This window comes from Pseudomonas sp. Mb7, assembly GCF_054790525.1.
The window spans coordinates 733,696-758,228 of the sequence record NZ_CP186501.1; the positions used below are offsets into that span (position 1 = coordinate 733,696).

At 58.2% G+C, this 24,533-nt stretch carries 20 protein-coding genes and 1 riboswitch; of the genes, 10 read left to right on the top strand and 10 right to left on the bottom strand.

The features are described from left to right. Window positions 1-14: 14 nt before the first annotated feature. Window positions 15-115, bottom strand: a riboswitch (guanidine-I (ykkC/yxkD leader). A gap of 283 nt (window positions 116-398) precedes the next feature. Then, entirely contained in the window at window positions 399-662 is a 264-nt protein-coding gene (locus ACOYXH_RS03385) for a hypothetical protein (protein ID WP_095049206.1), read from the top strand. Between the two features lie 181 nt (window positions 663-843). Continuing rightward, window positions 844-1,251, top strand: a complete 408-nt coding sequence (locus tag ACOYXH_RS03390; protein ID WP_460410260.1) for a hypothetical protein — start codon at window positions 844-846, stop codon at window positions 1,249-1,251. 131 nt (window positions 1,252-1,382) lie between these two features. Here ACOYXH_RS03390 and ACOYXH_RS03395 read toward each other — a convergent pair whose 3' ends face one another. After that, window positions 1,383-6,680: an SET domain-containing protein-lysine N-methyltransferase gene (locus ACOYXH_RS03395; RefSeq protein ID WP_460413254.1), complete on the bottom strand. Its 5,298-nt coding sequence runs from the start codon at window positions 6,678-6,680 to the stop codon at window positions 1,383-1,385. Between the two features lie 303 nt (window positions 6,681-6,983). Between ACOYXH_RS03395 and ACOYXH_RS03400 the strand changes: the two genes are divergently transcribed. Genes ACOYXH_RS03400 through ACOYXH_RS03410 form a run of 3 tightly spaced genes read left to right on the top strand, consistent with a single transcriptional unit; the run spans window position 6,984 to window position 9,821 of the window. Beyond that, entirely contained in the window at window positions 6,984-8,228 is a 1,245-nt protein-coding gene (locus tag ACOYXH_RS03400; protein ID WP_095125586.1) for a glycosyltransferase family 4 protein, read from the top strand. Between the two features lies 1 nt (window position 8,229). Next, a complete protein-coding gene (locus ACOYXH_RS03405; protein WP_460410263.1) occupies window positions 8,230-9,084 on the top strand; it encodes a hypothetical protein in 855 nt (284 codons plus the stop codon). A gap of 2 nt (window positions 9,085-9,086) precedes the next feature. Further along, on the top strand, window positions 9,087-9,821 hold the full coding sequence (locus ACOYXH_RS03410) for a hypothetical protein (RefSeq protein ID WP_460410264.1): 735 nt from the start codon (window positions 9,087-9,089) through the stop codon (window positions 9,819-9,821). A 148-nt stretch (window positions 9,822-9,969) separates the two neighbouring features. Here ACOYXH_RS03410 and ACOYXH_RS03415 read toward each other — a convergent pair whose 3' ends face one another. Further along, window positions 9,970-11,082 carry an enoyl-CoA hydratase/isomerase family protein gene (locus tag ACOYXH_RS03415; protein WP_220558268.1) on the bottom strand — a complete coding sequence of 371 codons (1,113 nt, stop codon included), beginning with the start codon at window positions 11,080-11,082 and terminating at the stop codon, window positions 9,970-9,972. Window positions 11,083-11,214: 132 nt separating this feature from the next. Between ACOYXH_RS03415 and ung the strand changes: the two genes are divergently transcribed. Continuing rightward, on the top strand, window positions 11,215-11,907 hold the full coding sequence (gene ung / locus ACOYXH_RS03420) for a uracil-DNA glycosylase (protein ID WP_108225992.1): 693 nt from the start codon (window positions 11,215-11,217) through the stop codon (window positions 11,905-11,907). Between the two features lie 125 nt (window positions 11,908-12,032). On the opposite strand, the gene ACOYXH_RS03425 is transcribed toward ung, so the two are convergent. Genes ACOYXH_RS03425 through ACOYXH_RS03445 form a run of 5 tightly spaced genes read right to left on the bottom strand, consistent with a single transcriptional unit; the run spans window position 12,033 to window position 17,414 of the window. Then, entirely contained in the window at window positions 12,033-13,067 is a 1,035-nt protein-coding gene (locus ACOYXH_RS03425; RefSeq protein WP_095119120.1) for an AbrB family transcriptional regulator, read from the bottom strand. After that, a complete protein-coding gene (locus ACOYXH_RS03430; RefSeq protein WP_007911435.1) occupies window positions 13,060-14,574 on the bottom strand; it encodes a tripartite tricarboxylate transporter permease in 1,515 nt (504 codons plus the stop codon). The genes ACOYXH_RS03425 and ACOYXH_RS03430 overlap by 8 nt, the downstream gene beginning before the upstream one ends. Window position 14,575: 1 nt before the next feature. Then, window positions 14,576-15,034 carry a tripartite tricarboxylate transporter TctB family protein gene (locus ACOYXH_RS03435; protein ID WP_007911434.1) on the bottom strand — a complete coding sequence of 153 codons (459 nt, stop codon included), beginning with the start codon at window positions 15,032-15,034 and terminating at the stop codon, window positions 14,576-14,578. 56 nt (window positions 15,035-15,090) lie between these two features. Next, on the bottom strand, window positions 15,091-16,068 hold the full coding sequence (locus ACOYXH_RS03440; protein WP_034153137.1) for a Bug family tripartite tricarboxylate transporter substrate binding protein: 978 nt from the start codon (window positions 16,066-16,068) through the stop codon (window positions 15,091-15,093). A gap of 53 nt (window positions 16,069-16,121) precedes the next feature. Further along, a complete protein-coding gene (locus tag ACOYXH_RS03445; protein WP_038358338.1) occupies window positions 16,122-17,414 on the bottom strand; it encodes an OprD family porin in 1,293 nt (430 codons plus the stop codon). 236 nt (window positions 17,415-17,650) lie between these two features. Here ACOYXH_RS03445 and ACOYXH_RS03450 point away from each other — a divergent pair, with 236 nt between their 5' ends. Both ACOYXH_RS03450 and ACOYXH_RS03455 read left to right on the top strand, forming a co-directional pair. Beyond that, on the top strand, window positions 17,651-18,322 hold the full coding sequence (locus ACOYXH_RS03450; RefSeq protein WP_007911422.1) for a response regulator: 672 nt from the start codon (window positions 17,651-17,653) through the stop codon (window positions 18,320-18,322). Continuing rightward, window positions 18,315-19,700 (top strand): sensor histidine kinase, encoded by a 1,386-nt coding sequence (locus ACOYXH_RS03455; protein WP_095049214.1) that lies wholly within the window; start codon window positions 18,315-18,317, stop codon window positions 19,698-19,700. Before ACOYXH_RS03450 ends, ACOYXH_RS03455 begins: the two co-directional genes overlap by 8 nt. A 106-nt stretch (window positions 19,701-19,806) precedes the next feature. On the opposite strand, the gene ACOYXH_RS03460 is transcribed toward ACOYXH_RS03455, so the two are convergent. Together ACOYXH_RS03460 and ygfZ are read right to left on the bottom strand one after the other, a co-directional pair. After that, on the bottom strand, window positions 19,807-20,628 hold the full coding sequence (locus ACOYXH_RS03460; RefSeq protein WP_093438380.1) for an HDOD domain-containing protein: 822 nt from the start codon (window positions 20,626-20,628) through the stop codon (window positions 19,807-19,809). A 35-nt stretch (window positions 20,629-20,663) separates the two neighbouring features. Beyond that, window positions 20,664-21,605, bottom strand: coding sequence for a CAF17-like 4Fe-4S cluster assembly/insertion protein YgfZ (gene ygfZ, locus ACOYXH_RS03465; protein WP_095049215.1), 942 nt, complete (start codon window positions 21,603-21,605; stop codon window positions 20,664-20,666). Between the two features lie 150 nt (window positions 21,606-21,755). Between ygfZ and ACOYXH_RS03470 the strand changes: the two genes are divergently transcribed. Both ACOYXH_RS03470 and ACOYXH_RS03475 read left to right on the top strand, forming a co-directional pair. Beyond that, window positions 21,756-22,010: an FAD assembly factor SdhE gene (locus ACOYXH_RS03470; protein WP_095049216.1), complete on the top strand. Its 255-nt coding sequence runs from the start codon at window positions 21,756-21,758 to the stop codon at window positions 22,008-22,010. Then, window positions 21,994-22,446 (top strand): protein YgfX, encoded by a 453-nt coding sequence (locus ACOYXH_RS03475; protein WP_095049217.1) that lies wholly within the window; start codon window positions 21,994-21,996, stop codon window positions 22,444-22,446. Before ACOYXH_RS03470 ends, ACOYXH_RS03475 begins: the two co-directional genes overlap by 17 nt. On the opposite strand, the gene nadB is transcribed toward ACOYXH_RS03475, so the two are convergent. Then, a complete protein-coding gene (gene nadB / locus ACOYXH_RS03480; RefSeq protein ID WP_095049218.1) occupies window positions 22,415-24,031 on the bottom strand; it encodes an L-aspartate oxidase in 1,617 nt (538 codons plus the stop codon). The genes ACOYXH_RS03475 and nadB overlap by 32 nt on opposite strands. Between the last annotated feature and the right edge of the window lie 502 nt (window positions 24,032-24,533).

Consider the following 24,533-nt stretch of genomic DNA (forward strand, 5'->3'; position numbering starts at 1 on the left):
GCGAACGGTGGCTTGTCTCCCGGGCTTTTGTCCCGCCGTGTAACCTCAACTGGAGGTCGCCAACTCTCGGACCAGCCACTCGCGATTGCGAGCCGGAACCCTAGTCAGCCATTGCAAATTGTGGTGCCGCGAACCTGTGATGACTCCTGCACGGGTTTGCTAAAGCGAGACGCGTGCCAAGTCGCGTCAGGCGCTCTGGCACGGGCGCGCGGGTTGCCTAGGGTTGGTGGCGAGGCTGCTGAGGCGCTTTGAGTTGGTGCGCGACTGCACCGTCATGCAGCGTGTTTGCCGCTGATCCGATGATTTTGCGCTGTTGGCACTCGGTCTGGTTTTGCCAGTCAAAACAGATGTTAGCCGGTCTGTGCCGACTGCTGTCGCGGGTCTTTCAGGAGGCCGCCATGCTTATTCAAAAAACATTGCGAAGGGTGCTGCTGGGAGCGGTGCTCGGTTTGGGTCTGTCCGGTTGTTACTACTACGCCGGACCCTACGGCGGTTACCCAGCCACTTATTACTATCCCGGCTATTACTCACCTTATCCGTACGGCAATTATTACGGCCCCCGCTACTACGGCGGCGCGCGTTATTACTACGGTGGCTACGGGTATCGAGGCGGTTACGGACGGAGTTATCACGGCGGCGGATATCACGGTGGGCACCATTAATCAGCGGCTGAATGACAGCGTTTTTGCGGATGAACAAGGTTTCATAGATCACTTGTTTCAACTTGTTGCAGCAACGCACCAGATGCCGAAAACGCTGTCTGATTTTTCGACAGTCACCGATTAAATGACTGTCGCCTGCCAGCGTCGCTGGTGTGGCCAACCCGCGGTCCAGGAGGCCGCCATGTATAGACGAATTCTTCTACTTGCTGCGATGATGTTTTCCGTTGCCGGTTGCGTCCCGTACTCTTACGCGGACTCGTATTACAGCTCAGAGGTCTACACATCACCTGCACCGGCCTACTACAACACGGGTGGCACGTATTACAACGGTGGCAGCAGGTATTACGCGCAGCCACGCTACTACCAGCCAGCCCCGCGGTACTACCAGCAACCGCGCTATTACCAATCGGCGCCGCGTTACTACCAACCGGCTCCACGTTATTACGAAAGCCGTCGCTGGCACGGCAACGATCGCGGGCGTTGGGATGGTCATCGTCGCGGCGGTTGGGATAGCGATCACCGCGGTCGCGGTAACTACGACCGACACAGTGGACGCGGCGACCATAACGGGCGTGGCAACCGCTGGTAGATTCACGCAAATGAAAGCGGCGCAATTAGCGCCGCTTTTTTGTGCCCGGGAATATCGTCAGGATTAAGGCGCCACCGTACAGCGCACCCAAGGATCAATGGCCGTCGTCGCTTTGACGCCTCAACGGGCAGTCAGCGACCAGGGTCCTGTTTGACCGCTATATCAGGCACGGGCTGATAGAGCAGGCCGTAATCCATCAGTAATTCATCACCCTTGCTGATGTCCTCTAGCGCCACGTAGAACGTCAGGTTTTTTCCCGCGGCAATGGAAATGACGTTGTTCGACTTCCATGCCGGCTCATTGCCCAGTTGTGAGGTATTGATCAGGCTCAGGGTATTGCCCGTGTGCAGCCCACTCACCGAGCGATTGCCCGAGCGTGTGCCGAACAAGTAAGTCAGTACAGCCCGTGAACCTTGTTTGCGTATCTCCTGAAACAACGACGCATCTGATTCATGAAACTTGCCTGCGTACGGTCCTAGCACTTCAAATTTGGCAATATCGCGTCGTGCCCACACTGACGCGCCGCGATTGGGGCCGTCATCCAGTGCCGTGAACACTTCCAGAGTTTGATCAAACCGCGATTGATGCTGTCCTTCGGTACGCAACCAGTCTTTGATCGATTCCTTGATCTGGCTTGAAACGTTTTTTTTGCTTGCGTTATCGAGACCGTCAAGCAAGCCATTCCAGTGGGCGATACGGATGTCATCTATCGGCCCCTCTAATGCATGGGTCAAACTGAGCCTGGGGTTCTTTGGGTCCTGCAGGATTGGCAATGTGTTGTCGACCTGATGAGGCAATGACGAGGACGTTCCGGTTTCAACCTTGATTGCGACAGGCAGGATGTCCGAGGAGGGGCCGGGAGCCTGTTCTGAGTTTTGTGGTGTGTCGGCAGACTTCTTCGGCTGGGTCGGGTCGACAGATTCCTGTGCAGGCCGCTTTTGTCCCGAACTTGTCTCGATTTGTTGAGGCGCGGGAGACAATGTGGTGTTTCTCCCTGCCTGTTCGAGACGCCGCACAGCGGTATCTTTTAAGAGTCCATTAGCTCTGACAAGTCGTCGCCAAGAGTTGGGGCTTAATCCGTGCTGGCGTACGAATTCTTCTACTGTGACTGTGTTGCCCGACTTCTCGAAGAGCATTTTCCACTGGCTTAGATGCTCATCTCTAATCGAGTTGTAAGCAACGCCTGCCGCCCTGTTCAACATCGCTTCACCGGCAGGTGCCAGGCTTCCATTTTGCCGGACAATACTTTTAAACAGACCCGGATGAAGGTGATGAAGACCGGCAAATCCCTCCATGGTCATTGCATCACGCAACGGTTGTGTCATGGCTTGCCAATCACGAATATGCGCACCGGTCACCTGATTGACGGGTGTGCCGGCGGGGCGTTCACGCACGATCATGCCCGCGGCGCTCAACTGTCCGTCAGGCTCCACATAGTACGCAAAGGTTTTGCCGGATAGCCCTTTCTGGCGGGTAAAACCCTCGCGGGTAAGCGACAGCTGTTCTGCTCGCGGTAATGCTTCCCAAGCCAATAAGTGCTCAGCAGTGATTAACTCACTACGCCGGCCTGGCACATGAGCCGGCAGGCTCGCAATTGCATCAGTTTTTTGGGGCGCGGAGGGGAGTAGTGCGACGTCGCGCCCTGCTGGATAGAGACGCTGCGCAGTCGCATCTCGTAAAGATCCATTAGCTCTTACTTGCGCATGCCAAGAGGTTGGGCTAAATCCGTGTTGACTGACGAACTCCGCTGCCGTGACCAAATTATCAGGTTGCCCGAATTGCCGGCTCCACTCGCGTAGATGATCATCGGTAATCGCGTTATAGGCGGTGCCGGTTGCTCTGTTCAATAGCGCTTTACCGGCGGGCCCCAAGCTTCCATTGCGCCGCACAAAGCTTTTGAACGTCCCCGGATGAAGGTGATGATGACCGGCAAATCCCTCCATGGTCATTGCGTCACGCGCTCGTTGCGTCATGTTTTGCCAATGATCGATATGCGTTTGGGTCACCTTGTCGAAGGGCATATTGGCGGGGCGGTTGCGCACAATGGCGCCCGTAGCACTCAGTTGGCCGTCAGGTTGCACGTAGTATTCAAAAGTTGTCTGGGACAGGTTATGTTGCCGGGCAAAGTCTGCACGACTCGTGTTCCCCTGTTCGTTACGCGACACCGCCTCCCAATTCAGTAGATGCTCGGCAGTGATCTTCTCCTCCGGTCCCCCCGGAACCCGCGCCGGTAAACGGGCTGGCGTCGCAGCGAGCGGCACGGCGGACGTCTGCCGAGCTTGATCAAGACGCTGCACAGTCTCATCTTTCAGGGTGCCATCAACTTTAACGTGAAGTCTCCAAGAGTTCGGGCTGAGCCCGTGTTCACGTATGAACTCTTGCGGTGTGACCGAGTTGTCCGGTTTCTCGAACAATCCTTTCCACGTGCGTAAATGGTCATCGGTAAGCGCGTTGTAAGAGCTGCCGGCCGCCCTGTTCAGCAGCGTTTCACCCGCGGGCCCGAGCCCGTCGGCTCGCACATAAGTTTTGAACGAGATCGGATTAAGGTGGTGGTGGCCGGCAAATCCTTCCATGGTCATTGCGTCACGCGCCGGCTGTGTCATGGTTTGCCAGTCACGGACATGTACATGAGTCACCTTGTTGAAAGGGGTGTTGGCAGGTCGGTTACGCATGAGCAAGCCGGCAGCGCTCAACTGACCCTCGGGTTCTACGTAGTACGCAAAGGTTTTGGCCGACACTCCGTTCTGTAGCGCAAAGCCCCGAATGGTCAGCCTCTTCTGTTCCGCTTGCGGCAACGCCTCCCAGGCCCGCAAGTGATCCGCCGTGATCTGCCCCCCACCAAACAATCCCAGTCGTTGCCACTGATCACCCTGGAGATGCTGGACCAGCAGACTGGTTTGCCGGTTGTCGTGATACACCCGCGCACGCACGACGCCGTCTTCCGTGCGAGTGACTTGCCTGACCTCGTACACCGCCGTGGTACCGCTGCCATCGGTATGGCGTATGTGGGAGAGGTGTCCGTCGGCGGCAACATACACCCCTTGGCTGTTGCGAGAGAGCCCGGCGATTCTGGAATCGGGCACACTGTAGCGGCTGAACAAGGTATGGCTCAGTTCGTCCCAATCATCGATGTGTGCAGCGAGCACTTCTCCGGCGACCGCCTGGGTGGCGACAGCGAATTCCTCGAGCGGGCTGCCGTAAGGTCGCATCGTGTCGGCATCAAATGAATACCATTGACCGCTCTTCAGCACGGCCGCACCTTCCACAGTCTGGCCGGTTACTTTTACGGTGCCCGTTGCCGCCGCGTCGTACTGTTTGCTGAGCGCTTTCAAGACATCGTAACTGTTGGCGGTCCCCCTGAGCCGGTTGACGGCTTTGGCGCCTCTGGACAGCAGATAAAGGCCACCGGTGCCCACGAGTCTGGCCAGATCACTCAAGCCACCCACCGGGTTGAGCACATCAATGGTGGCGACACCGATGACATGGGCGGTCTTCAATGCCTTGGCGCCGGTGGACAGAGCAGTCCTGCCGATTCTGATCAGTTTTCCTGCCGTGGCGACGCCCGCCGTGAGAAAACCGAATACATCCACAGTGAGATCAAACACCGCCTCGCCGTAGTTGCCCTTCTGAAAATTGACAATGGCGGATCTGAAGGGGATCAGGTTCAACAAAAACTCACCCAGCGGTTTGGGCCGGTAATATTCATCCATGGGGGTTTGCCCGCGTGCGAGCTCTTTGATTGCGGGGTCATCCAGATCCAGATGTTGCACAAAGGTGTCGGCAATCGCACGGGACCGCGCGCTGCTGAAACTGCTCACCAGTGATTCGCTTAAAGCGAGCTCGCGACCCAGTTCATTTGCCGCTTCACGGGGGACAAGCTCTTTGGTCGTGAAGTATTTGTTGGCCTCCCTTGATTCCTGTTGCTTTGCCTTGTGCAGGGCCGTCCGTTCAATCGTGTCTTTATTGATGTTGATTTCGTACGCCTGGAACGTGCCGCTCAGCTCCGTCCTGATGAGCAGCCCGGGCTCGTTGGGGCAAGGGGTATGATTGAAAAATCCATCCGAGACAAATGAGCCTTGTTGGAAAAAGCTGACTTTTCCAAACTCGAAATTCTTTTTGTCTTCTAGTGGGAGCAGGGAGATCATGTGCCTGATCGTTGTATTGACGGCGGCCTTTTTATCCAGAATTGAGCGGGCGAACTGCCGGTCGAAGGCTTCCTGCACACCGAACGTCGGGTTGTTATTCAATGCCTCGAGTGGGAGGCGGGTATCACTTGATGCAAGTGGACGCGGATTCGGCAAGTCCATCATTGCGTAATCCAGAAGCGAATGGATGCCACTGAAACCCGTCTGTCCACTCTCGCCACGATACGTATCCGTGTGGAGAGCCTTGACTTCGAAAAGCGTGCCCAGATCGCTAAACCGCTCTATCAGCAGGGCCAGGGCAATGTCTTTTCGTGTCGGTAATGCTTTGTCCAGAATCCTGGCGGCAGCAAGCCGCTCTTCAAGCTCTTGGTTAAATGTCGCTCTTATCGTTTCAAGTTGTCCTTCGGTGTAGGCGTCATCGTTTCTTTTCAGGATGATTTCGTTGGTGACAGCCCAATCGCGTAATACGGCTGTCTGAATGCGTTGAGTCGATGCCGGGTCAGCCCGGCGAGCACTTTCAGCCTTGCTCATGACTTGGGCAAACGTCAGGCCGGGGACTTTGCCAGGTGTTTGTGCCTCGATGGCCATTGCCGCCATGGTCAGGTTGGCCCAGGCCAGACTGCCAACTTTCACATTTCGGGGAATGTCTGCAATCAGAAACTGCGGTGCCGACCTGCCTAGCAAAAGGTATGCGCCGGTTTTCGCCAGGGCAGCGCTGGTTCTGCCTTCACGACTTAAGTGTTCGGCGAGGTCATCGATGACTGCAGATGCATGCCGGCCGCAATGTCGATTGCTGGCCAGATCCAAGCCAGCTGTCTTGTTGCGAAGGGGGGCGGTGATCGACTCAGGATCCATCTGCAGTGCGATCCCCGCCAGCAGGTAATCCATAACGCTGCTATCGCTGTCGATGCCTTGCATTCTCTGTTGCAGCGTTTTGCCCATCAGTTGCCCTTGCGGGGAGCGGAGCAGCGCGTCGAGCATCTTTGCAGGGTCGTCTGTCACGTTCTCGGGAATAGGGTGGTCATAACGCAAGAACTCCAGCACACCGCCCTTGATCTGCATCACCAGCGGCTGGTCGCCCAAATGGTGTGCATGGCTCATGGTGATCAGACGCAAGCGGCGTTGTTCGTCCGCACTCAGGGGAATGGGCCAGGACAACGCCCCACCCAAGTTAGCCAGGGGAGTAGCCGGGGAGTCGATGTCATCAGGTCCTGGCGTGGATTGATCGTCAGGGGAGAGCCGTTGAGTCTGCGAAGGTGTGAGTACGAGGGTGTTGGCCATCATGAGACTGTCCATAGTCAAAGAGTCATCCTTGGAAGCGCGCAGGTTGGCGCTTCCAGCGTTCACGAGTGTAAAAACACTCCGTGAATAAACGCCATAAACCAAGTATGAGTCTTTGCGTACAGGTCAGATGAGCCCTGCGCCGCTTTTTATGCCCGTCGAAAAAGTCGCCCCGTTAGCCATCTCCTAGGGCATTCCCAGACGCTTCCTACAGTTTCATTTCCTTGCATTTGTTAGCGTCTGTTCGTGCCGATCGAGGTGAGCAAAACTCAGTTCAACAGCGGCGAATAAAAGGACGATGCCGCTATGAAGCTTCTTGTGATTCACCAAAACTTTCCGGGCCAGTTCCGTCATGTGGTGCTGGCGGCGATTGACAGGCGTTATGAAGTTTTAGCGATAGGTCGGGATACGGCGCCGGGTATCGCAGGGGTGAAAATATATCGATACCGCGCTGCCAGCCGAGCACCGGGCGGTATTCACCCCTACCTGACCCGTTACGAACAAGCGGTGACTGATGGACAGAAGGTTTTTGAAATTCTGAGCCGGCTGAAACATTCGGGTTATCGGCCGGACGTAATTCTCGCTCATCCCGGATGGGGGGAAACGCTCTTCGTCAAGGATGTCTATCCTGACGCGCCGCTTATTCACTATTGCGAATATTACTATCGGGCGCAGGGCGCAGATTCCGGGTTCGACCCTGAATTCCCGCGAGCAACAAGAGAGTCATCAAGGCTGCGAGTGCTCAATTCGCTGCATCTTTTGAATCTTGAGCAATGTGACATTGCCATTGCGCCCACGCGGTGGCAGCGCAGTCTGTTTCCTGCAGCTTATCAGTCGGCCATTCGGGTTATTCACGAGGGCGTCATTCAAAGTTCTTGCTTGGCGAAAGCGGGGGCCGTCAGGTTGCCCAATGGCGTCGAACTGAGAACCGGGCAGCCGATCGTTACTTATGTCGCGAGGAATCTTGAGCCTTATCGCGGGTTTCACAGTTTTATGCGAGCGATCCCGCATATTCAGGCTGAGTGTCCCGATGCACAGATAATCATAGTAGGCGGTGATGACGTCAGTTACGGGTGTAAGCCGGTTGGCTTTGCAAATTGGCGCAGCAGGATGGAGGCAGAGGTAAGTTTCGATGACTCCAGGGTGCATTTCACAGGGAAGCTTCCTTACCAGACTTACCGGGCAGTTCTGGAATGTTCGAAAGTCCATGTTTATTTGACGTATCCGTTTGTTTTGTCGTGGTCGTTACTGGAGGCGATGGCGTCTGAGTGTGTGGTAGTAGCGTCGGATACGGCTCCGGTAAGGGAGGTGATCGTTGATGGTCACAATGGGTTGCTGGTGGACTTCTTCGATCATCACGCTATTGCCAAACGTATTGCCAGGGTTCTTGAATCCGCTGGTGAGTACGACCGCCTTCGCAGCGCTGCGAAGTTGACGGCGAGCAGATTTAATGTGGAGTACGGCACGAAACAATACTTTGAGGTGTTTGAGAACGCGACATCCGGGTATCTCAAGAAACAGCCTGCTCCTCAGTTTGGCAGGGAGGTTTGAAATGCTCCGGATGTCGTATAAGCAATTGATTAAATGGTTTAAGAAGTTGTTGAAGTACGGCTTGTTTATTTATGCCTGTTATTGCGTGGTGGATTTTTATATCCGTGAAGAAGAAGTCGCCGCGGCGATGGCAATCTATTACGCGGATCAGGAGGCCTGCCAAAAGAAGCTGGCGAGCATGAAGCAGGTGCCCATACTGGGCGGTAGCTATGTGGATAAGACTCTGGTCCCGGAGTTTTATGTGGGCATGCCTGAACTGGCGAATAAGAAAGCCTGCCTTGCCAATACGCTCAAGGGACATTTCTGGTGGACCGGGACGGAGATACGGTCGTACCACGATCAGAGTGTAAAGCCGATTCCTGAAAGTTGGCGTCTTTATAAACTGAACGCTGGGCTTTATACAAAAAAAGAAAACAATGAACCCCATGAGCGGGGCTATCGGCACGTCAACTGGCCGGATGAGTTGATTGTAAAGCTAAAAAATTATCCGGGACTGGAGCTTTGGCTTAATGCACCTCCGCCGCATTTCAAGAATGAGGCTTCCGTTCGAAAGTTTGTCATTGCTGACTGGCCGCGGCGTGATGGCACTCCTCGATTGATAAGCTGTAACGGCTTGATTCGCCCCGCTGCTGAGGAAGAACTGACTGACGAGAAATTGGCAAAGCTCAGCAGGGCCGAATTGGAAAACCTGGATTTTGGAAGTTTGAATTTTTTTTGCACCGTGGAATTACACAGCTTTGACTTTACCGGAGGGCACGGTCGGGTAAGTCTCGGTCTATCGTCATTACGCGAATCACCTGAAATGCTTAAGTTTCTCAGTAGCTATCTTTCACGCTCTGTTATTACAAGGAAGTAACGATGAGTTATGTTTTTAATGATCTGGAAAAGTCAGAAATTTTAAATGCAGCAAATATTTGTAAGGGGCTGATGTTCGATTCTGAAGATATCGAATATCTTGCGCTGAAATTAACAGGGGCTAGCTGCGCTCCCCTGTATCAAAAACTATTCGATATTATTGGCGGAAGAGTTTCTGAGGTTATCGTTGTCGATAATGAAGCGGGAGAAATTCTGAAAAGCGCCAGGCTCTGGCTTGCCGTGGCCATTGATGCCAACGGTGGAAACGGTGGAAACGGTGCCTACTCCGCCCTGATTCGCGGCTACACCTCGCGGCAAGGTGAACTGAGATTGAATAAAATTTTCAGTGAAAACCTGATGCAGCTGTCATCGAATCAGGTCGCCGCCAATTTCATCAATACCTTGATCGACGGATCCCTCGCGGGTCGGCTGGCACCCTGGACGGTTCCATCCATCAGCCAGATTGCAGAGATTGATGCCAGTGCGATCGGCAAGGCACTGTTTAGTGAGGCTTGCGGAGAGAAGGATACAGCCGTGAGCCATAACGCCGGTTGGTCCGGGACCGTCGGATTCAGCCTGTTGGGTGGAGCGCCGCCCTATGAAACCTGGAGATTGATCTCTGCTGGTGATTCGCAAGGGGAAGATGGCGGCCCGCCGACTCAAACAACGAAGGAACAGCGACTCAAGACTACAGCGCGATGCAGATTGCTGAACGTCTGCACCCTCTTCCGCCATTGAGGGATGTCGAAGACATTCTGATAAAGGGCGACGAAGAAGCGCAGCGGGCGATGACGGAGATCATTCAGTTTTACGAGCTGAATGTCTGAGCCCTATGGCGACCGATTGAGCCAGCTCGCGATCGGAATCCAGTCGTCATCGCGTCAGTTCAATACTGCGTCAAATCCGCCAACGGATGCCGCCCCTCCCAGACCTTGTGAAAGTGCGCCTCGACCACCGCATCCGGCACATTGTTGATATCCGGCCAATGCCAGTGCGGCTTCTGATCCTTATCGATCAACCGCGCGCGAACCCCTTCGCTGAACTCCGGATGCCGGCAGCAATTGAGGCTCAGGGTGTATTCCATCTGAAAGACCTCGGCCAGCGACATATGGCGGGCACGGATGATCTGTTCCCAGACCAGATGCGCGGTCAGTGGCGAGCCTTCGCTCATGGTTTTCGCCGCCCGCGCGATCAACGGATCTCTGCTGTCGCGCTGCAGGCTGATGGCTTTCCACGCACAGGTAACGTCGCTGACGTCGAGCAGTTCGTCGATCTGCTGACGACGTGGCAGCCACTGCGCCTCGGGCATCTGCGCCACGGCTTCCTGCTGCAACGCCTTGAGCAGGCTGTTGAGTTGCACGTCGGTCTGTTCCTGCCAATTGAGCTGCAACAGGCCTTCGATCAGTTGCGGCTGCTGTTCGTCGAGCAGGAAGCGGTCGGCCAGGTCCAGATCGATCGCATCACGACCGTTCATGTGCGCACCGGTCAGGCCAAGAAACAAGCCGAGTTTGCCCGGCAGCCGCGCGAGAAACCAACTGGCGCCGACGTCGGGATACAGACCAATGGTGATTTCCGGCATGGCCAAACGGCTGCTCGGTGTGACGATCCGTGTACTCGCGCCTTGCAACAGGCCCATACCGCCGCCGAGCACGTAGCCATGGCCCCAGCAGATCAGCGGTTTTGGATAGGTGTGCAGGCTGTAATCCAGGCGGTATTCCGCGCCGAAAAACTGCGCGGCCAGCGGCGGGACTTCGCCGGGATGGGCGCGACAGGCCTCGACCAGGCTGCGCACCTCGCCGCCGGCGCAGAAGGCCTTGGCGCCGTTACCGCGCAGCAGCACACAGACGATTTGTGGATCCTTGGCCCAGGCGTTCAACTTGTCGCTGAGGGCATTGATCATCGGCAGGGACAGCGCATTCAGCGACTTTTCAGCATCCAGGCTGGCGATACCGATGCGGGCGCCGTCGGTGCCGGTGAGTTCTTCGAAGTGCAGATTCATCGTGACCTCGATCGGGAATTTGAACGATCAGTATGATCGTTGTGTGGGAAAGTGCCGGATCTGCATCAGATCAATTGACAAGCGTGGTCGGCTTTCCTAGGGTTCGCCCCATTGTTTTTGCCGGGTATGACCATGACTGCTGACGACCGTATCAAACTCGAACCGAGCTGGAAGGAGGCACTGCGTGCTGAGTTCGACCAGCCTTACATGGCAGAGTTGCGCCAGTTTCTGCAGCAGGAGCGGGCGGCAGGCAAGGAAATCTATCCGCCGGGACCGATGATTTTCAACGCGCTGAACTCGACGCCGCTGGATAAAGTGAAGGTGGTGATCCTCGGCCAGGACCCGTATCACGGCCCGGGCCAGGCCCACGGTTTGTGCTTCTCGGTGCAACCAGGCGTGCCGGCGCCGCCGTCGCTGGTCAACATCTATAAAGAGTTGAAGCGCGACCTGAACATCGATATTCCCAATCACGGCTACCTGCAGAGCTGGGCCGATCAGGGCGTGTTGATGATCAACACCACCATGACCGTCGAGCGCGCCAACGCCAATGCGCATAAAGACAAGGGCTGGCAGTTCTTCACTGATCGGATCATTGAGGTGGTCAGCGAGCGCCAGCCGCATCTGGTGTTCATGCTCTGGGGCGCGCACGCGCAGAGCAAGCAGAAGCTGATCGACGCGACCAAGCATCTGGTGCTGACGTCGGTGCATCCGTCGCCGCTGTCGGCTTATCGCGGGTTTTTGGGGTGTGGGCATTTCAGCCGGACCAACAAGTTTCTCGAGCAGAATGGCGAAACACCGATCGAGTGGCGGCTTCCTCCGATCTGATGACGGTCTGAAGGGCCCCATCGCTGGCAAGCCAGCTCCCACAGGTTTTTGGGGGGTGCCCATAGTCTGTGGCAGCCACAAGAACCTGTGGGAGCTGGCTTGCCAGCGATGAAGTCGACTCGGTGCTACTCGGGATTACGATTCCAGTACTTGAACAACGGCTCCGCCAGAAACAGCACAAACAACAACCGCATCACCTGCATCGCCGTCACCAACGGCACCGACAATTGCAGCGTCTCTGCCGTCAGACTCATCTCGGCAATTCCGCCGGGCATCATGCCCAGCGTCAGCGAACGCAGATCCAGATGGGTCAAAGCGCTCAACCCTAACGCCGCCAGTGTCGCAATCAACATGGTCAACGCCGTGCCGATCAATGTCCGCCCCATAAACGAAGGCGCACGGCGGAAAAACTGCCGATTGAAGTGACAACCCAGACCGCTGCCAATCAGCCATTGGCCAATCTGACTGCCGCCATTGGGCAAACCAATGTGCAAATCCCAGCCAATGCTCACCGCCGCACTCACCAGCAACGGCCCGAACAGCCACGGATTGGGTTGGCGCAAACGCTGCCAGAGCCACGCAAGCAAACCGCCCGCCGGAAACAGAATCGCCAGCCAGCGCCAATCGACGCTGCCAGCATGAGAAATCGGGTTGCCATCGCCGAGCAGATATTTGAACGCCGCCGGCACACACAAGACCACCACCAACACCCGTAAACTCTGCCCCGCCGCGACGTGGCTGAGCATCGCACCATTACGGGCGCCGAGGTTGACCATCTCCCCGGAACCGCCGGGCATGCTCGAGAAAAACGCTGTGGCGCGATCTTCACCGGTACGGCGCATCAACCACACGCCGACCACCGCCGAGACACTGGTGACCAGCGCACCGAAGAAGATCAAACCGAAATGACTGAGCACCTGCTCCATCACCACCGGAGTGAAGTGCAGGCCAATCCCGATGCCGACAATCCACTGGCCGCACTTGCGGCCGCCAGGGATTTCCGTGAGTTGCCACGGGGTCAGGCAGCGCACGAGGATGATCGCCAGCAACGAGCCGACCATCCACGGCAGTGGCCAGCCGATCTGGCTGGCGAGGTAGCCGCCAAGCAGACCGACCAGCGGGGTTCCCCACCAGGATTTCAGTGAGGCGCGATCAAACATCGGCAATGGCGCGACGCGCGACCGAACGTTTGCGCCAGATGCGCAGCAGCGGCATCAGCAGCATGATCGCGGTCAGCACCCAGACACCGAAGGTGATAGGGCTCGACCAGAGAATTTCCAGCGCGCCGTTGGAAATCGACAGCGCCCGACGCAGGTTTTGCTCCATCAGACCACCGAGGATGAAGCCCAGCAGCACTGGCGACAACGGGAAGTCGAGCTTGCGCAGGATGTAGCCGAAGATGCCGATGCCGACCATCAGGAACAGGTCGAACGTGGTGGCGTGCACCGCGTAGACGCCAATCCCGGTGATGATCGCGATCACCGGCACCAGTGCCCAGTTCGGCACGGCGAGGATGCGGGTGAAGATGCGGATCATCGGGATGTTGAGGATCACCAGCATGATGTTGGCGATGAACAACGAGGCGATCAGGCCCCAGACGATGTCCGGTTGTTGCTGGAACAGCAGTGGGCCCGGGGTGATGTTGTACAGCGACAGAGCGCCGATCATCACCGCGGTCGTGCCCGAACCTGGAACGCCGAGGGTCAGCATTGGCACCAGTGCGCCACAAGCCGAAGCACCGATGGCAGTTTCTGGCGCGGCGAGACCACGGGCATCACCCTGACCGAATTTGCCACTGGCACCGGCGATGCGTTTTTCGGTCATGTAGGCCACGGCGCTGGCCAGCGTCGCGCCGGCACCCGGCAGCACGCCCATGATGAAACCGAGCAGGCCGCAACGGATGTTCACCACGAACACCGACGACGCTTCCTTGAAGTTGAACATCATCCGCCCGGTGGCTTTCACCGCTTCCTGACCGCGATGGGTTTTCTCCAGCAGCAACAGAATCTCACTGACCGAGAACAGACCGAGCACCAGCACAACGAATTGAATGCCGTCAGTCAGGTGGATGTTGTCACCGGTGAAGCGGTAAACGCCGCTGTTGGCGTCGATGCCGACGCTCGACAGGAACAGGCCGATCAACGCCGCGATGAAGGTCTTCAACGGTCGATCACCGGCCATACCGCCGAGACAGACAATCGCAAACACCATCAACACGAAGTATTCCGCCGGGCCGAAGGCTATCGCCCATTTCGCCAGCAACGGCGCAAACAGCACCATGCCGCAGGTGGCGATAAACGCGCCGATAAACGAACTCCACGCCGACAGCGACAGCGCGACACCAGCGAGGCCTTTGCGGGCCATCGGGTAGCCGTCGAGGGTGGTCATCACGGTCGATGCTTCGCCCGGAATGTTCAGCAGGATCGAGCTGATCCGTCCGCCGTATTCACAGCCCAGGTACACCGCTGCCAACAGAATCAACGCCGACTCCGGCGGCAGGCCGAGAGCAAAAGCAATCGGAATCAGCAAGGCCACGCCATTGATCGGGCCGAGGCCTGGCAGCAAGCCTACGACAGTGCCGATCAGCGTGCCGGTCAGGGCCGTGACCAGGTTGTACGGGCTCAGCGCAACGCCGAAGCCTTGACCCAAATAACCGAGGGTATCCATATCAGTTCTCCAGCACGTCGAGCAGGCCAAGGGGCAGCGGAACGTCCATCACACGGTCGAACAGCAGGTACAGACCGATGGCCATCAGCGTGGTCACCACGATGCTCGGCATCCAGCGACCGCCATACAGGCGCGCCATTGGAATACCGATAAGGATGCTGCTGAGGATGAAACCCAGCGGTTCGAAGAGACCGGCGAACACCAGCAGCAGTGCGACGCAAATGGCGATCTTGGTCAGGGTTTCGCGATCCAGTGGCGGCTCGTCTTCACTGTGTTTGATCGGCGCCGGGCGAAATACCATGTACAGCAGCGCCGCGCCCATCAGGCCGAGCATCAACAGAGGGAAGGCGCGCGGGCCCACCGGTTCGTAGGAAAAAGCCGCTTGGTACGGCCACGCCATCAGTGCCAGGCCGGCGCAAACCAGCAACAGCACGGAGGCGAAAATGCGTTGAATAAGCATGGGAGCTCCTGTGCCGCGTCCCCGCAACCGGGAACGCAGCGGCTAGACAGAGGCGATCACTGAATCAGGCCGAACTCTTTGGCCAGCACTTTGTAGTCCGCCACCTGCTTCTTCACGTAGGTGTCGAGTTCCGGGCCGGTCATGGCGAACGGGAACAGTTCACGCTGGTCGCGCAGCTTGGCGAATTCGTCGGAGGCCAGCAGTTTGTCGAACGAGTCTTTCCACCAGGCGTAGTCTTCATCGCTGACTTTTGGCCCCAGGTAGAAGCCGCGCACCACTGGCCAGACGATGTCGTAGCCTTGTTCGCGAGCGGTCGGAATGTCTTTCATTTCCGGCTCGTCGAGACGCTTGTCGGCGAACACCGCGAGCAGGCGCATGTCACCGCTCTGGATGTGCGGCATGGAGTCGGAGATGTCGGTACTGCCGACCTGGATGTGACCACCGAGCAGGGCCGTGGCGATTTCGCCGCCACCTTCAAGCGCGACGTAACGCAGGTCGCGCGGGTTGATCCCGGCAGCCTTGGCGATCAGTGCGGTTTGCATCCAGTCCTGGCTGCCGACGGTGCCGCCGGAGCCGATCACCACTGAGCTTGGATCTTTCTTCAGAGCCTGAACGAGATCGTCGAGGGTCTTGTAGGGCGAATCGCTTTTCACCGCAATGGCACCGTAGCTGGTGCCGACCGCTGCCAGCCAACGCACGTTGGTCTCATCGAAACGACCGAACTTGCCCTGGGCCAGGTTCAACAGCGAACCGCTCGACCACGCGACCAGCGTGCCGGCATCGGCCGGACGTTGCGCGACCACGGCGTTGTAGGCCACCGCGCCGACACCGCCGGGCATGTAGGTCACACGCATCGGTTTGCTCAGCAGTTTCTGGTTGACCAGTGCGCTCTGCACCAGTTTGCAGGTCAGGTCGAAACCACCGCCGGGGGAGGCCGGGGCGATACATTCCGGACGTTTCGGTTCGGCCATCAGTTGGCCGGCAAACAGGATGCAACTGGCGGCCAGTGCAACTTTACGCAGTGACAGGTTCATTCGATTCTCCACGGGCATTGTTGTTATTCGACGTGTTTTTCACTTACGGGCATTTACCAAAGGGCAACGCTGTAGCTCACCAGCAAACGCACTTCGTCAGCATCGCGAGCCGAGTAATTGGAGCGGTAAGTGGCATTACGCAAACGCACGGCGACATCCTTCAAGGCGCCGCTTTGTACTACATATTTGATCTCGGTGTTGCGTTCCCATTCTTTGCCTTCCTCGCCGTTCTTGAGCTTGATGTTGTCACCGCTCAAGTAGCGACTCATGAAGCTAAGACCGGGGATGCCGAGTTTGGCGAAGTCGAAGTCGTAGCGCGCCTGCCAGGAGCGCTCTTCAGCGCCGGCGAAATCGTTGATCTGCACGAAGTTGACCAGGTACGGGTCGCTGCCATCGACATAAGGGAAGGCACTGTCGCCAGACATGTGCTGGTAACCGGCGCTGAACTTGTGGCCGCTCAGCGCGTAGCTGACCAGACCGTTGAGCGAGCGGTTGTCGATCTCGCCGCCACGGGCTGCGCCCTGATCATCACTGACGGCGAAACGCAGGTCGGTGGCAAACGTACCGGGTCCCATAGGTCGCGAGGCAACGAGGCCGAAGAAGTGCTGGTTGTAGACTTCGTCGAGTTGGGCGAAGTGGTAACTGCCGGTGATCTTGTCGGTGAACTTGTAGTCCACGCCGCCAAAATCGAAGTGCTTGCCAGCGGCGGTGCCGGCAAAACGGCTGTTCTTGTTGTTGAGGGCGATGTCCTCGAAATCGGTGCTGTCGCGATCCTTGGCTTTCTCCAGACGGCCGCCGGTGAAGGTCAGGTTCTTGATCTCTTTGGAGGTCAGCAAGCCGCCTTCAAAGGTCTGCGGCAGGATGCGCCCGTCGTTGGGCTTGAGGATCGGCAGTTCAGGAATCAGGCTGCCGATTTTCAGCTCGGTGGCGGAAATTTTCACTTTGCCGGTCAGGCCGACTTTGGAGTATTCATCCGCCGCGCGCCCGTCATCATGGGTCGGCAGCAGGCCGGTACCGGTGCGGTCCGGGCTTGAATCAAGTTTGACCCCGAGCATGCCCAGCGCATCGACACCGAACCCCACGGTGCCGTCGGTGTAACCCGATTGCAGATTAAGCATGAACCCTTGAGCCCATTCGTCACGCTTGGATTGCTGGGCGCTGGTGCCATCGCGAAAGTCGCGGTTGAAATACATGTTGCGGGTTTCGAAGGTGGCGCTGCTGTCTTCGATGAAGTCGGCAAAACTCAACGGCGAAAAACCGGCAAGGGCGGCGGCACTGGCGAGGGCGGTGTGGCTGAAACGGGAAGGGCGGACAGGCGTGGAGGCCTGAGGCTGCATGGACGGCATGCGGGTTTACTCCGTTTATTGTTCTTATTGGTCGAAAACGCTTCGAGGCGTTTTTCTTTACGCTGTGTGGCATCAGCGACGGCAGTCGGAACTGTCCGTGGGCCGACTGTAACGAGCTAACCTTTCGCTAACCTTTCAGCTGACTTTCAAGGTTTTCGGGCTTCACAGCGGCGGTTGCGGCTGTAAACTCCGCGGCAAAGCGTGGCGTTGGCCATTCCTGAACGAGGTAAAAATCCATGCGTGTTCTGCTCGTCGAAGACCATCTGCAATTGGCTGAAAGCGTTGCGCAGGCGCTCAAGAGCACCGGTCTGACCGTGGATGTGTTGCACGATGGTGTGGCCGCCGATCTGGCGCTGGGCAGTGAGGAATACGCCGTGGCGATCCTCGATGTCGGCCTGCCGCGCATGGACGGTTTCGAGGTGCTCGCGCGTTTGCGCGCACGCGGCAAAAATCTGCCGGTGTTGATGCTAACGGCGCGCAGCGATGTGAAGGATCGCGTCCATGGCCTCAATCTGGGCGCCGACGATTACCTCGCCAAGCCTTTCGAGCTGACTGAGCTGGAAGCACGGGTCAAAGCCTTGCTGCGCCGCAGTGTGCTCGGTGGTGAACGCCAGCAGCGCTGCGGTGTGCTGGCCTACGACCTCGACACCCGGCGCTTCACCCTCGGTGAAGAGTTGCTGACGCTGACGTCCCGCGAACAAGCGGTGCTGGAAGCGCTGATCGCCCGGCCGGGACGGGTGATGAGCAAGGAGCAACTGGCGTCCCAGGTGTTCGGTCTCGACGAAGAGGCCAGCCCCGATGCCATCGAAATCTACGTGCACCGCTTGCGCAAGAAACTCGACGGCCAACCAGTGGCGATCGTGACGTTCCGTGGTCTGGGTTATCTGCTGGAAAGCCGCGATGCATAAGCCCAGCAGCCTGCGCTGGCGCTTGCTGTGGAACCTTGCATTGCTGCTGGTGGTACTGATGCTCGCCAGCGGTTTGAGCGCATACTGGAATGGTCGCGAAGCCGCCGACACCGCGTATGACCGCACGTTGCTGGCCTCGGCGCGGACCATCGCCGCGGGCCTGTCGCAGCGTGACGGCACACTGAGCGCCGATGTGCCCTACGTCGCACTCGATACCTTCGCTTACGACAGCGCCGGGCGGATTTACTATCAGGTCAACGATATCCATCAGAAGCTGATTTCCGGCTACGAAAACCTCCCCGGCCCGCCACCAGGGACGCCGCGAACGGACAGTTATCCCGCGTTGGCGCGCTTCTACAACGCCACTTACAACGGTCAGAACGTGCGCGTGGTCAGTCTGCTGAAAGCGGTGAGCGAGCCGAACATGAACGGCATGGCGGAAATCCGCGTGGCCGAAACCGACGAAGCGCGGGTGAGCATGGCGCGTAGTCTGGCCGCCGATACCTTGCTGCGTTTGGGTATGTTGGCGATTGGCGCGTTGTTGCTGGTCTGGTTCGCGGTCAGTGCGGCACTGCGCCCATTGGAGCGCTTGCGCACGGCGGTGGAAGAGCGTCAGCCCGACGACTTGCGCCCGCTGCCATTGGTTGAAGTGCAGCATGAACTGTGGCCGCTGGTGCGCGGGCTCAATCATTTCACCGAGCGTCTGCGCGGGCAGTTTGAGCGGCAGGCGCAGTTCATTGCCGATGCCGCCCATGAGTTGCGTACGCCTTTGGCAGCGCTGAAGGCGCGGCTTGAGCTGGGCCTGCGTTCCAATGATGCCGAGGTCTGGCGTTCGACGCTGGAGTCCTCGGCACAAAGCACTGATCGCCTGACACATCTGGCCAATCAGTTGCTGTCGTTGGCGCGGGTCGAAAACGGCGCCCGGGCGATTGCCGAGGGCGGCGCGCAGTTGCTCGATCTGAGTCAGTTGGCCCGAGAGCTGGGCATGGCCATGGCGCCACTGGCGCACAAGCGCGGGGTGGCCCTGGCGCTAGAGGCGGACGAACCGGTGTGGCTGCGCGGTGAACCGACGTTGCTCAATGAGTTGCTGAGCAATCTGGTGGACAACGCCTTGGCGCACACGCCATCGGGCGGCAACGTGATTTTGCGGGTGACGGCGCCGGCGGTGCTTGAAGTGGAAGATGACGGCCCGGGGATTCCGCTGGAAGAGCGCGATCGGGTGTTCGAGCGTTTCTATCGGCGTAATCAGCAGGTGGCGGGTTCAGGATTGGGGCTGGCGATTGTTGGCGAGATCTGCCGGGCGCATCTGGCGCAGATTAGTTTGCATGACGGTGAGCAGGCGGGGTTGAAGGTGCGGGTCAGTTTTATTGCCGGCTGATTGTGGTGGTTTTGCTGGCCCCTTCGCGAGCAGGCTCGCTCCCACTCTGGAATGCATTTTCCTGTGGGAGCGAGCCTGCTCGCGAATGTGGCGGCGCGGTCTCGGATCAGTAAAACATCGTCCGCGACTCTTCCAGATCTTCACACAACGCTTTGTTCTCCGGATCAATCCCAAGCTTCCTGAACGCCGGCACGCTCAGTGGATCAATCCGCGCAAACGGGTGGTCAGTGCCCTTGTGGCAATACAGGCTCGCCACCTGCACCAGATCGACGTAATCAATGGCCGTCGAGTCGCGCTTGAAGTCCTGATAGCGCCCCGGCAACTCCACCAATCGTTCCGGAAACTCCCACACGCGCAGCAACTTGTCGCCGAGCAACGGGTGAATATGGTCGATCACATGGTTGAGGCTGACCGGATCCGACAGCAGCTCATAGTGATCTTCGGCGTAAGTCAGAATCGGCAGTACCCCGATCTGATGCACCAGCCCGCCAAGGGCTGCTTGATCGGGCTTGAGTTGCGTGTAGCGGCGGCACAACGCGTAACTGACCCCGGCAATTTCCAGGCTCTTGCGCCAGACTTCGCGCATCTTCTGCTCGACCACTTCGGAGCGGGCGTGGAAGATCTGCTCCATCACCAGGCCGATGGCCAGGTTGCTGCTGTAGTTGATGCCCAGCCGGGTGATGGCTGTGTGCAGGTCGGTGACTTCCTGCGCGGCGCGCAGCAGCGGGCTGTTGACCACTTTGATCAGGCGCGCCGACAGTGCCGTGTCACGGCCGATCACTTTGCTCAGATCGCTGACGCTGATTTCCGGGTCTTCAGCAGCCTTGCGAATCTGCAGGGCCACTTCCGGCAACGTGGGCAGAACCAGGTCATCGTTATCGATGGCCGCAACCAAATCCTGTTGGACTTTTTCCGCCAGTTCGCTCATTTAAACTCTCTAGGGTGTTGCAACAAATGCTGCGATCAGCGCTGGATTTCGCGGTCGCGATCCAGTTCGTAAGGCAGGTCGAGCAGATGCAGCGCGGGACCTTCGAGGGTGCCCAGACGCAAATCACCGGCTTCGGCAGCTTCGGCCTGCAGCACCGCCAGGAGTTCAATGTTTTGCCCGGCCTTGGCGGCCAGCACCACTTCGCCGATGGCGCTGTTGTGGCTTGGCGCGAACAGTTGTGTACCAGGCTCCGGCAAGTCAGCAGCGTCCAGGCTCAATCGATACAGACGACGCTTGAGTTTGCCCAGGTACTGCATGCGCGCAACGATTTCCTGGCCGGTGTAGCAACCTTTCTTGAAACTCACGCCGCCGACGGCTTGCAGGTTGAGCATCTGCGGGATGAACAGCTCGCGAGTGCTTGGCATGACCTGACCGATACCGGCGCGGATCTGGCCCAGCAGCCATTGATTCAGCTCGGCTTCAGGCAGGGCTTCGGACAATTTGGCTTTGATCGCGTCAGCCTGATCGACCGGTGCCCAGAGTTCGGCGCGATCCGGCGAGACGCGAATCGCGATCAGGCTTTCATTGCGCACGAGGCTGTCAGTTTCTGCCGGCAGATCCAGACCGAGGCTGGTCAAGGCGTTGTCGCCATGGGCCAGGCCGAAGCGTACCCAAGCGGCGCTTTCGTCGGTCAGTTTTGATTTGGAGAACACCGCGTACTTTTTCAGGTCCGCCAGTTGCGGCTCCAGCAGCTCGCTGGCCATCGCCAGGACCACGCCATCGCCTTCAAGCAGAATGCGGAAGCTCGACTGCATCCGGCCTTTCTGTGTGCAACGAGCACCGAGGCTGGCGCGGCTGTCGCTCAGGTAATTGAGATTGCAGGTCAACTGGCCTTGCAGGAATTTTCCGGCATCCGCGCCGCGAACCGCGAGAACGCCTTCATGAGACAGGGTGCAGAAAAAAGCAGAATCGGCCATGGGTCTTCGCAGGGTAAATAGACTGGGGCACATCATAAGGGCGCGTTGGTGAAATGGGTAGTTGATAAAGGATCGGTGGTGCCCGACCAAAGCCGACTGTGCGACCCGCCTCGGCGCTGTATACTTGCCGCCAAATTTGAGGAGGGCTCCATGGTCGAACAAGTTGAACTGAATCGCCTCTTTTGGCACAGCCGTCGCGGCATGCTTGAGCTTGACGTGTTGCTGGTGCCGTTCGTGAAAGAGGTTTATGCCGATCTGAACGAGGTGGATCGTGCGTTGTATGTTCGCCTGTTGGAGTGCGAGGATCAGGACATGTTCGGCTGGTTCATGGAGCGCAGCGAGTCTGAAGATCCGGAGCTGCAGCGTATGGTTCGCATGATCCTGGACCGTGTCCAGCCCAAGTAACACGTTCGAATGCCGCTGGCATGCCTCACGGCAGTTGCTGGCGGCGTATCTGCTGGCCCAGGCGTTCGCACTGGGTTCGGTGTTCCTGCTTTCTATTCCACTCTGGGCAAGTTTGCTCGGGGCTTTTGGCTGTCTGCTTCACGGATATTGGGTGTTGCCTCGGCAGATTCTGCTAAATCACCCTCAGGCGTTTCGCGGATTGCGCCGGGACGCCGATGGCTGGCAGTTGTGGAATCAGGCGGATGGCTGGCAAGCCGTGCAGTTGAGGCCGGACAGCCTGGCGCTGCCGTTGATCGTGGTTTTGCGTTTTCGTCTGCGCGGGGAATGGCGGGTCAGATCAATCTGTGTACCACGGGACTCGCAGGCGGCGGATCTGCACCGGCGCCTGCGAGTACGGCTCAAGTTCAGCCGGCGTAGGTGGGCGGCACCAGAATAGTGTCGAGCGCCTCAGGCAACAGGTCGGGATAGTCGAGGGTGTAATGCAGGCCGCGACTTTCCTTGCGCTCCATGGCTGAGCAAATCATCAGTTCGGCGACTTGTGCCAGGTTGCGCAGTTCGATCAGATCGCGACTGACCTTATAGTTGCTGTAGAACTCGTCGATCTCGTCCAGCAGTAGGCGCACGCGGTGTTGCGCCCGTTGCAGGCGCTTATTGGTGCGCACGATGCCGACGTAGTCCCACATGAACCGTCGCAGTTCATCCCAGTTGTGCGCGATGATCACGTCTTCGTCGGAGTCGGTGACCTGGCTGGCGTCCCAGACGGGCAGGGCGCTTGGCGCGGCGACATCGTCCAGTTGCGCGAGGATGTCCGCCGCCGCCGAACGGGCATAGACGAAACATTCCAGCAGCGAATTACTGGCCATGCGGTTGGCGCCATGCAGGCCGGTGAAGCTGGTTTCGCCGATGGCATACAGGCCCGGCACATCGGTGCGACCGTTCTGATCGACCATCACGCCGCCACAGGTGTAATGCGCGGCCGGGACGACCGGGATCGGCTGTTTGGTGATGTCGATGCCGAATCCCAGGCAGCGCTCATAAACAGTCGGGAAGTGACTTTTAATGAACGCTTCGGGTTTGTGGCTGATGTCGAGATACACGCAGTCAACGCCCAAGCGCTTCATTTCATGGTCGATGGCCCGGGCGACGATGTCACGCGGTGCCAGTTCGGCGCGCTTGTCGAAGCGGGACATGAAGCGTTCGCCATTGGGCAGCTTCAAATGGGCGCCTTCGCCGCGCAGGGCTTCGGTGATCAGAAAACTCTTGGCCTGTGGGTGATACAGGCAGGTCGGGTGGAACTGGTTGAACTCCAGGTTCGCCACCCGGCAACCCGAACGCCAGGCCATGGCGATGCCGTCACCGCAGGCGCCGTCGGGGTTACTGGTATAGAGATAGACCTTGGCGGCACCGCCCGAGGCCAGAATCACGAAGCGTGCGCCGTAGGTGTCGACTTCGCCAGTCTTGCGGTTGAGTACGTAGGCGCCGAGGCATCGTTCGCCTTGCATGCCTAAGCGTCGTTCGGTGATCAGGTCGACGGCGACCCGCTGCTCCAGCAGTTCGATATTCGAACGCTCTTTGGCCTGGGCCAGCAGGGTTTTGAAGATGGCAGCGCCGGTGGCATCGGCCGCATGGATGATGCGGCGGTGACTGTGGCCACCTTCGCGGGTCAGGTGGAATTCGAATCCGCCGTCTTCAGTGCCGGACTGATCGTCGCGGGTGAAAGGCACGCCTTGGTCGATCAGCCACTGGATGGCCTCGCGGCTGTGCTCGACGGTGAAACGCACTGCGTCTTCGTGGCATAGACCGCCGCCGGCGTTCAGGGTGTCGTCGACGTGGGATTCGACAGTGTCGGTGTCATCCAGCACAGCTGCGACGCCGCCCTGGGCCCAATAGGTGGATCCGTTGGCGAGATCGCCTTTGCTCAATACGGCAATGCGCAAATGACCCGGCAGGGTCAGCGCGAGACTTAAACCGGCAGCACCGCTGCCAATGACCAGAACATCATGTTGGAATTGTTGGCTCATTACAGGATTCCGCTCAAAGCGACCCGGGTCGGGGGTGGTGCAGGACTGCCGGATCGGCGAGTCAAGGCAGCCACACAGCCCACTAGTATATAGAGGGGGGGATCGGCACAATAGCCGGGCCGACATGGCATTGTGAAACTACTGTGACCGAAAAAACCGTGTGCTTCGTCGGAAGTTTTTCTCACCCATTTGGGGAAAAGACGACTGTATCGGTGCTGAAACAGACTTTTTCTGCACAGGGTCGCCCAATGTCAGGTGGTGACGGCTATAAATAATTGGAACTTTTGCCAAAGGCCCAAGATCAATAGTCGGTGCCAGAGATAAGGGACAGTGTCGGCTTCAGTGCGGAATCTGCGGTTGGATTCCTGCCGGCGAAACCGATGACAAGATTATTCGCGCAGCCGGTTTATCCCGAGCTGCGCTTTTCGTGCGTGCCAAATCAGAGCCCGCAGGAAACTTGCCTGGAGGGGGAGAACTTTTGCGAAAAGCCCGAGTCTATGTT

Coding starts and splice junctions, on each gene's coding strand:
- ACOYXH_RS03385 (WP_095049206.1), top strand. CDS start 399: ATGCTTATTCAAAAAACATTGCGAAGGGTGCTGCTGGGAGCGGTGCTC.
- ACOYXH_RS03390 (WP_460410260.1), top strand. CDS start 844: ATGTATAGACGAATTCTTCTACTTGCTGCGATGATGTTTTCCGTTGCC.
- ACOYXH_RS03395 (WP_460413254.1), bottom strand. CDS start 6,680: ATGATGGCCAACACCCTCGTACTCACACCTTCGCAGACTCAACGGCTC.
- ACOYXH_RS03400 (WP_095125586.1), top strand. CDS start 6,984: ATGAAGCTTCTTGTGATTCACCAAAACTTTCCGGGCCAGTTCCGTCAT.
- ACOYXH_RS03405 (WP_460410263.1), top strand. CDS start 8,230: ATGCTCCGGATGTCGTATAAGCAATTGATTAAATGGTTTAAGAAGTTG.
- ACOYXH_RS03410 (WP_460410264.1), top strand. CDS start 9,087: ATGAGTTATGTTTTTAATGATCTGGAAAAGTCAGAAATTTTAAATGCA.
- ACOYXH_RS03415 (WP_220558268.1), bottom strand. CDS start 11,082: ATGAATCTGCACTTCGAAGAACTCACCGGCACCGACGGCGCCCGCATC.
- ung (WP_108225992.1), top strand. CDS start 11,215: ATGACTGCTGACGACCGTATCAAACTCGAACCGAGCTGGAAGGAGGCA.
- ACOYXH_RS03425 (WP_095119120.1), bottom strand. CDS start 13,067: ATGTTTGATCGCGCCTCACTGAAATCCTGGTGGGGAACCCCGCTGGTC.
- ACOYXH_RS03430 (WP_007911435.1), bottom strand. CDS start 14,574: ATGGATACCCTCGGTTATTTGGGTCAAGGCTTCGGCGTTGCGCTGAGC.
- ACOYXH_RS03435 (WP_007911434.1), bottom strand. CDS start 15,034: ATGCTTATTCAACGCATTTTCGCCTCCGTGCTGTTGCTGGTTTGCGCC.
- ACOYXH_RS03440 (WP_034153137.1), bottom strand. CDS start 16,068: ATGAACCTGTCACTGCGTAAAGTTGCACTGGCCGCCAGTTGCATCCTG.
- ACOYXH_RS03445 (WP_038358338.1), bottom strand. CDS start 17,414: ATGCCGTCCATGCAGCCTCAGGCCTCCACGCCTGTCCGCCCTTCCCGT.
- ACOYXH_RS03450 (WP_007911422.1), top strand. CDS start 17,651: ATGCGTGTTCTGCTCGTCGAAGACCATCTGCAATTGGCTGAAAGCGTT.
- ACOYXH_RS03455 (WP_095049214.1), top strand. CDS start 18,315: ATGCATAAGCCCAGCAGCCTGCGCTGGCGCTTGCTGTGGAACCTTGCA.
- ACOYXH_RS03460 (WP_093438380.1), bottom strand. CDS start 20,628: ATGAGCGAACTGGCGGAAAAAGTCCAACAGGATTTGGTTGCGGCCATC.
- ygfZ (WP_095049215.1), bottom strand. CDS start 21,605: ATGGCCGATTCTGCTTTTTTCTGCACCCTGTCTCATGAAGGCGTTCTC.
- ACOYXH_RS03470 (WP_095049216.1), top strand. CDS start 21,756: ATGGTCGAACAAGTTGAACTGAATCGCCTCTTTTGGCACAGCCGTCGC.
- nadB (WP_095049218.1), bottom strand. CDS start 24,031: ATGAGCCAACAATTCCAACATGATGTTCTGGTCATTGGCAGCGGTGCT.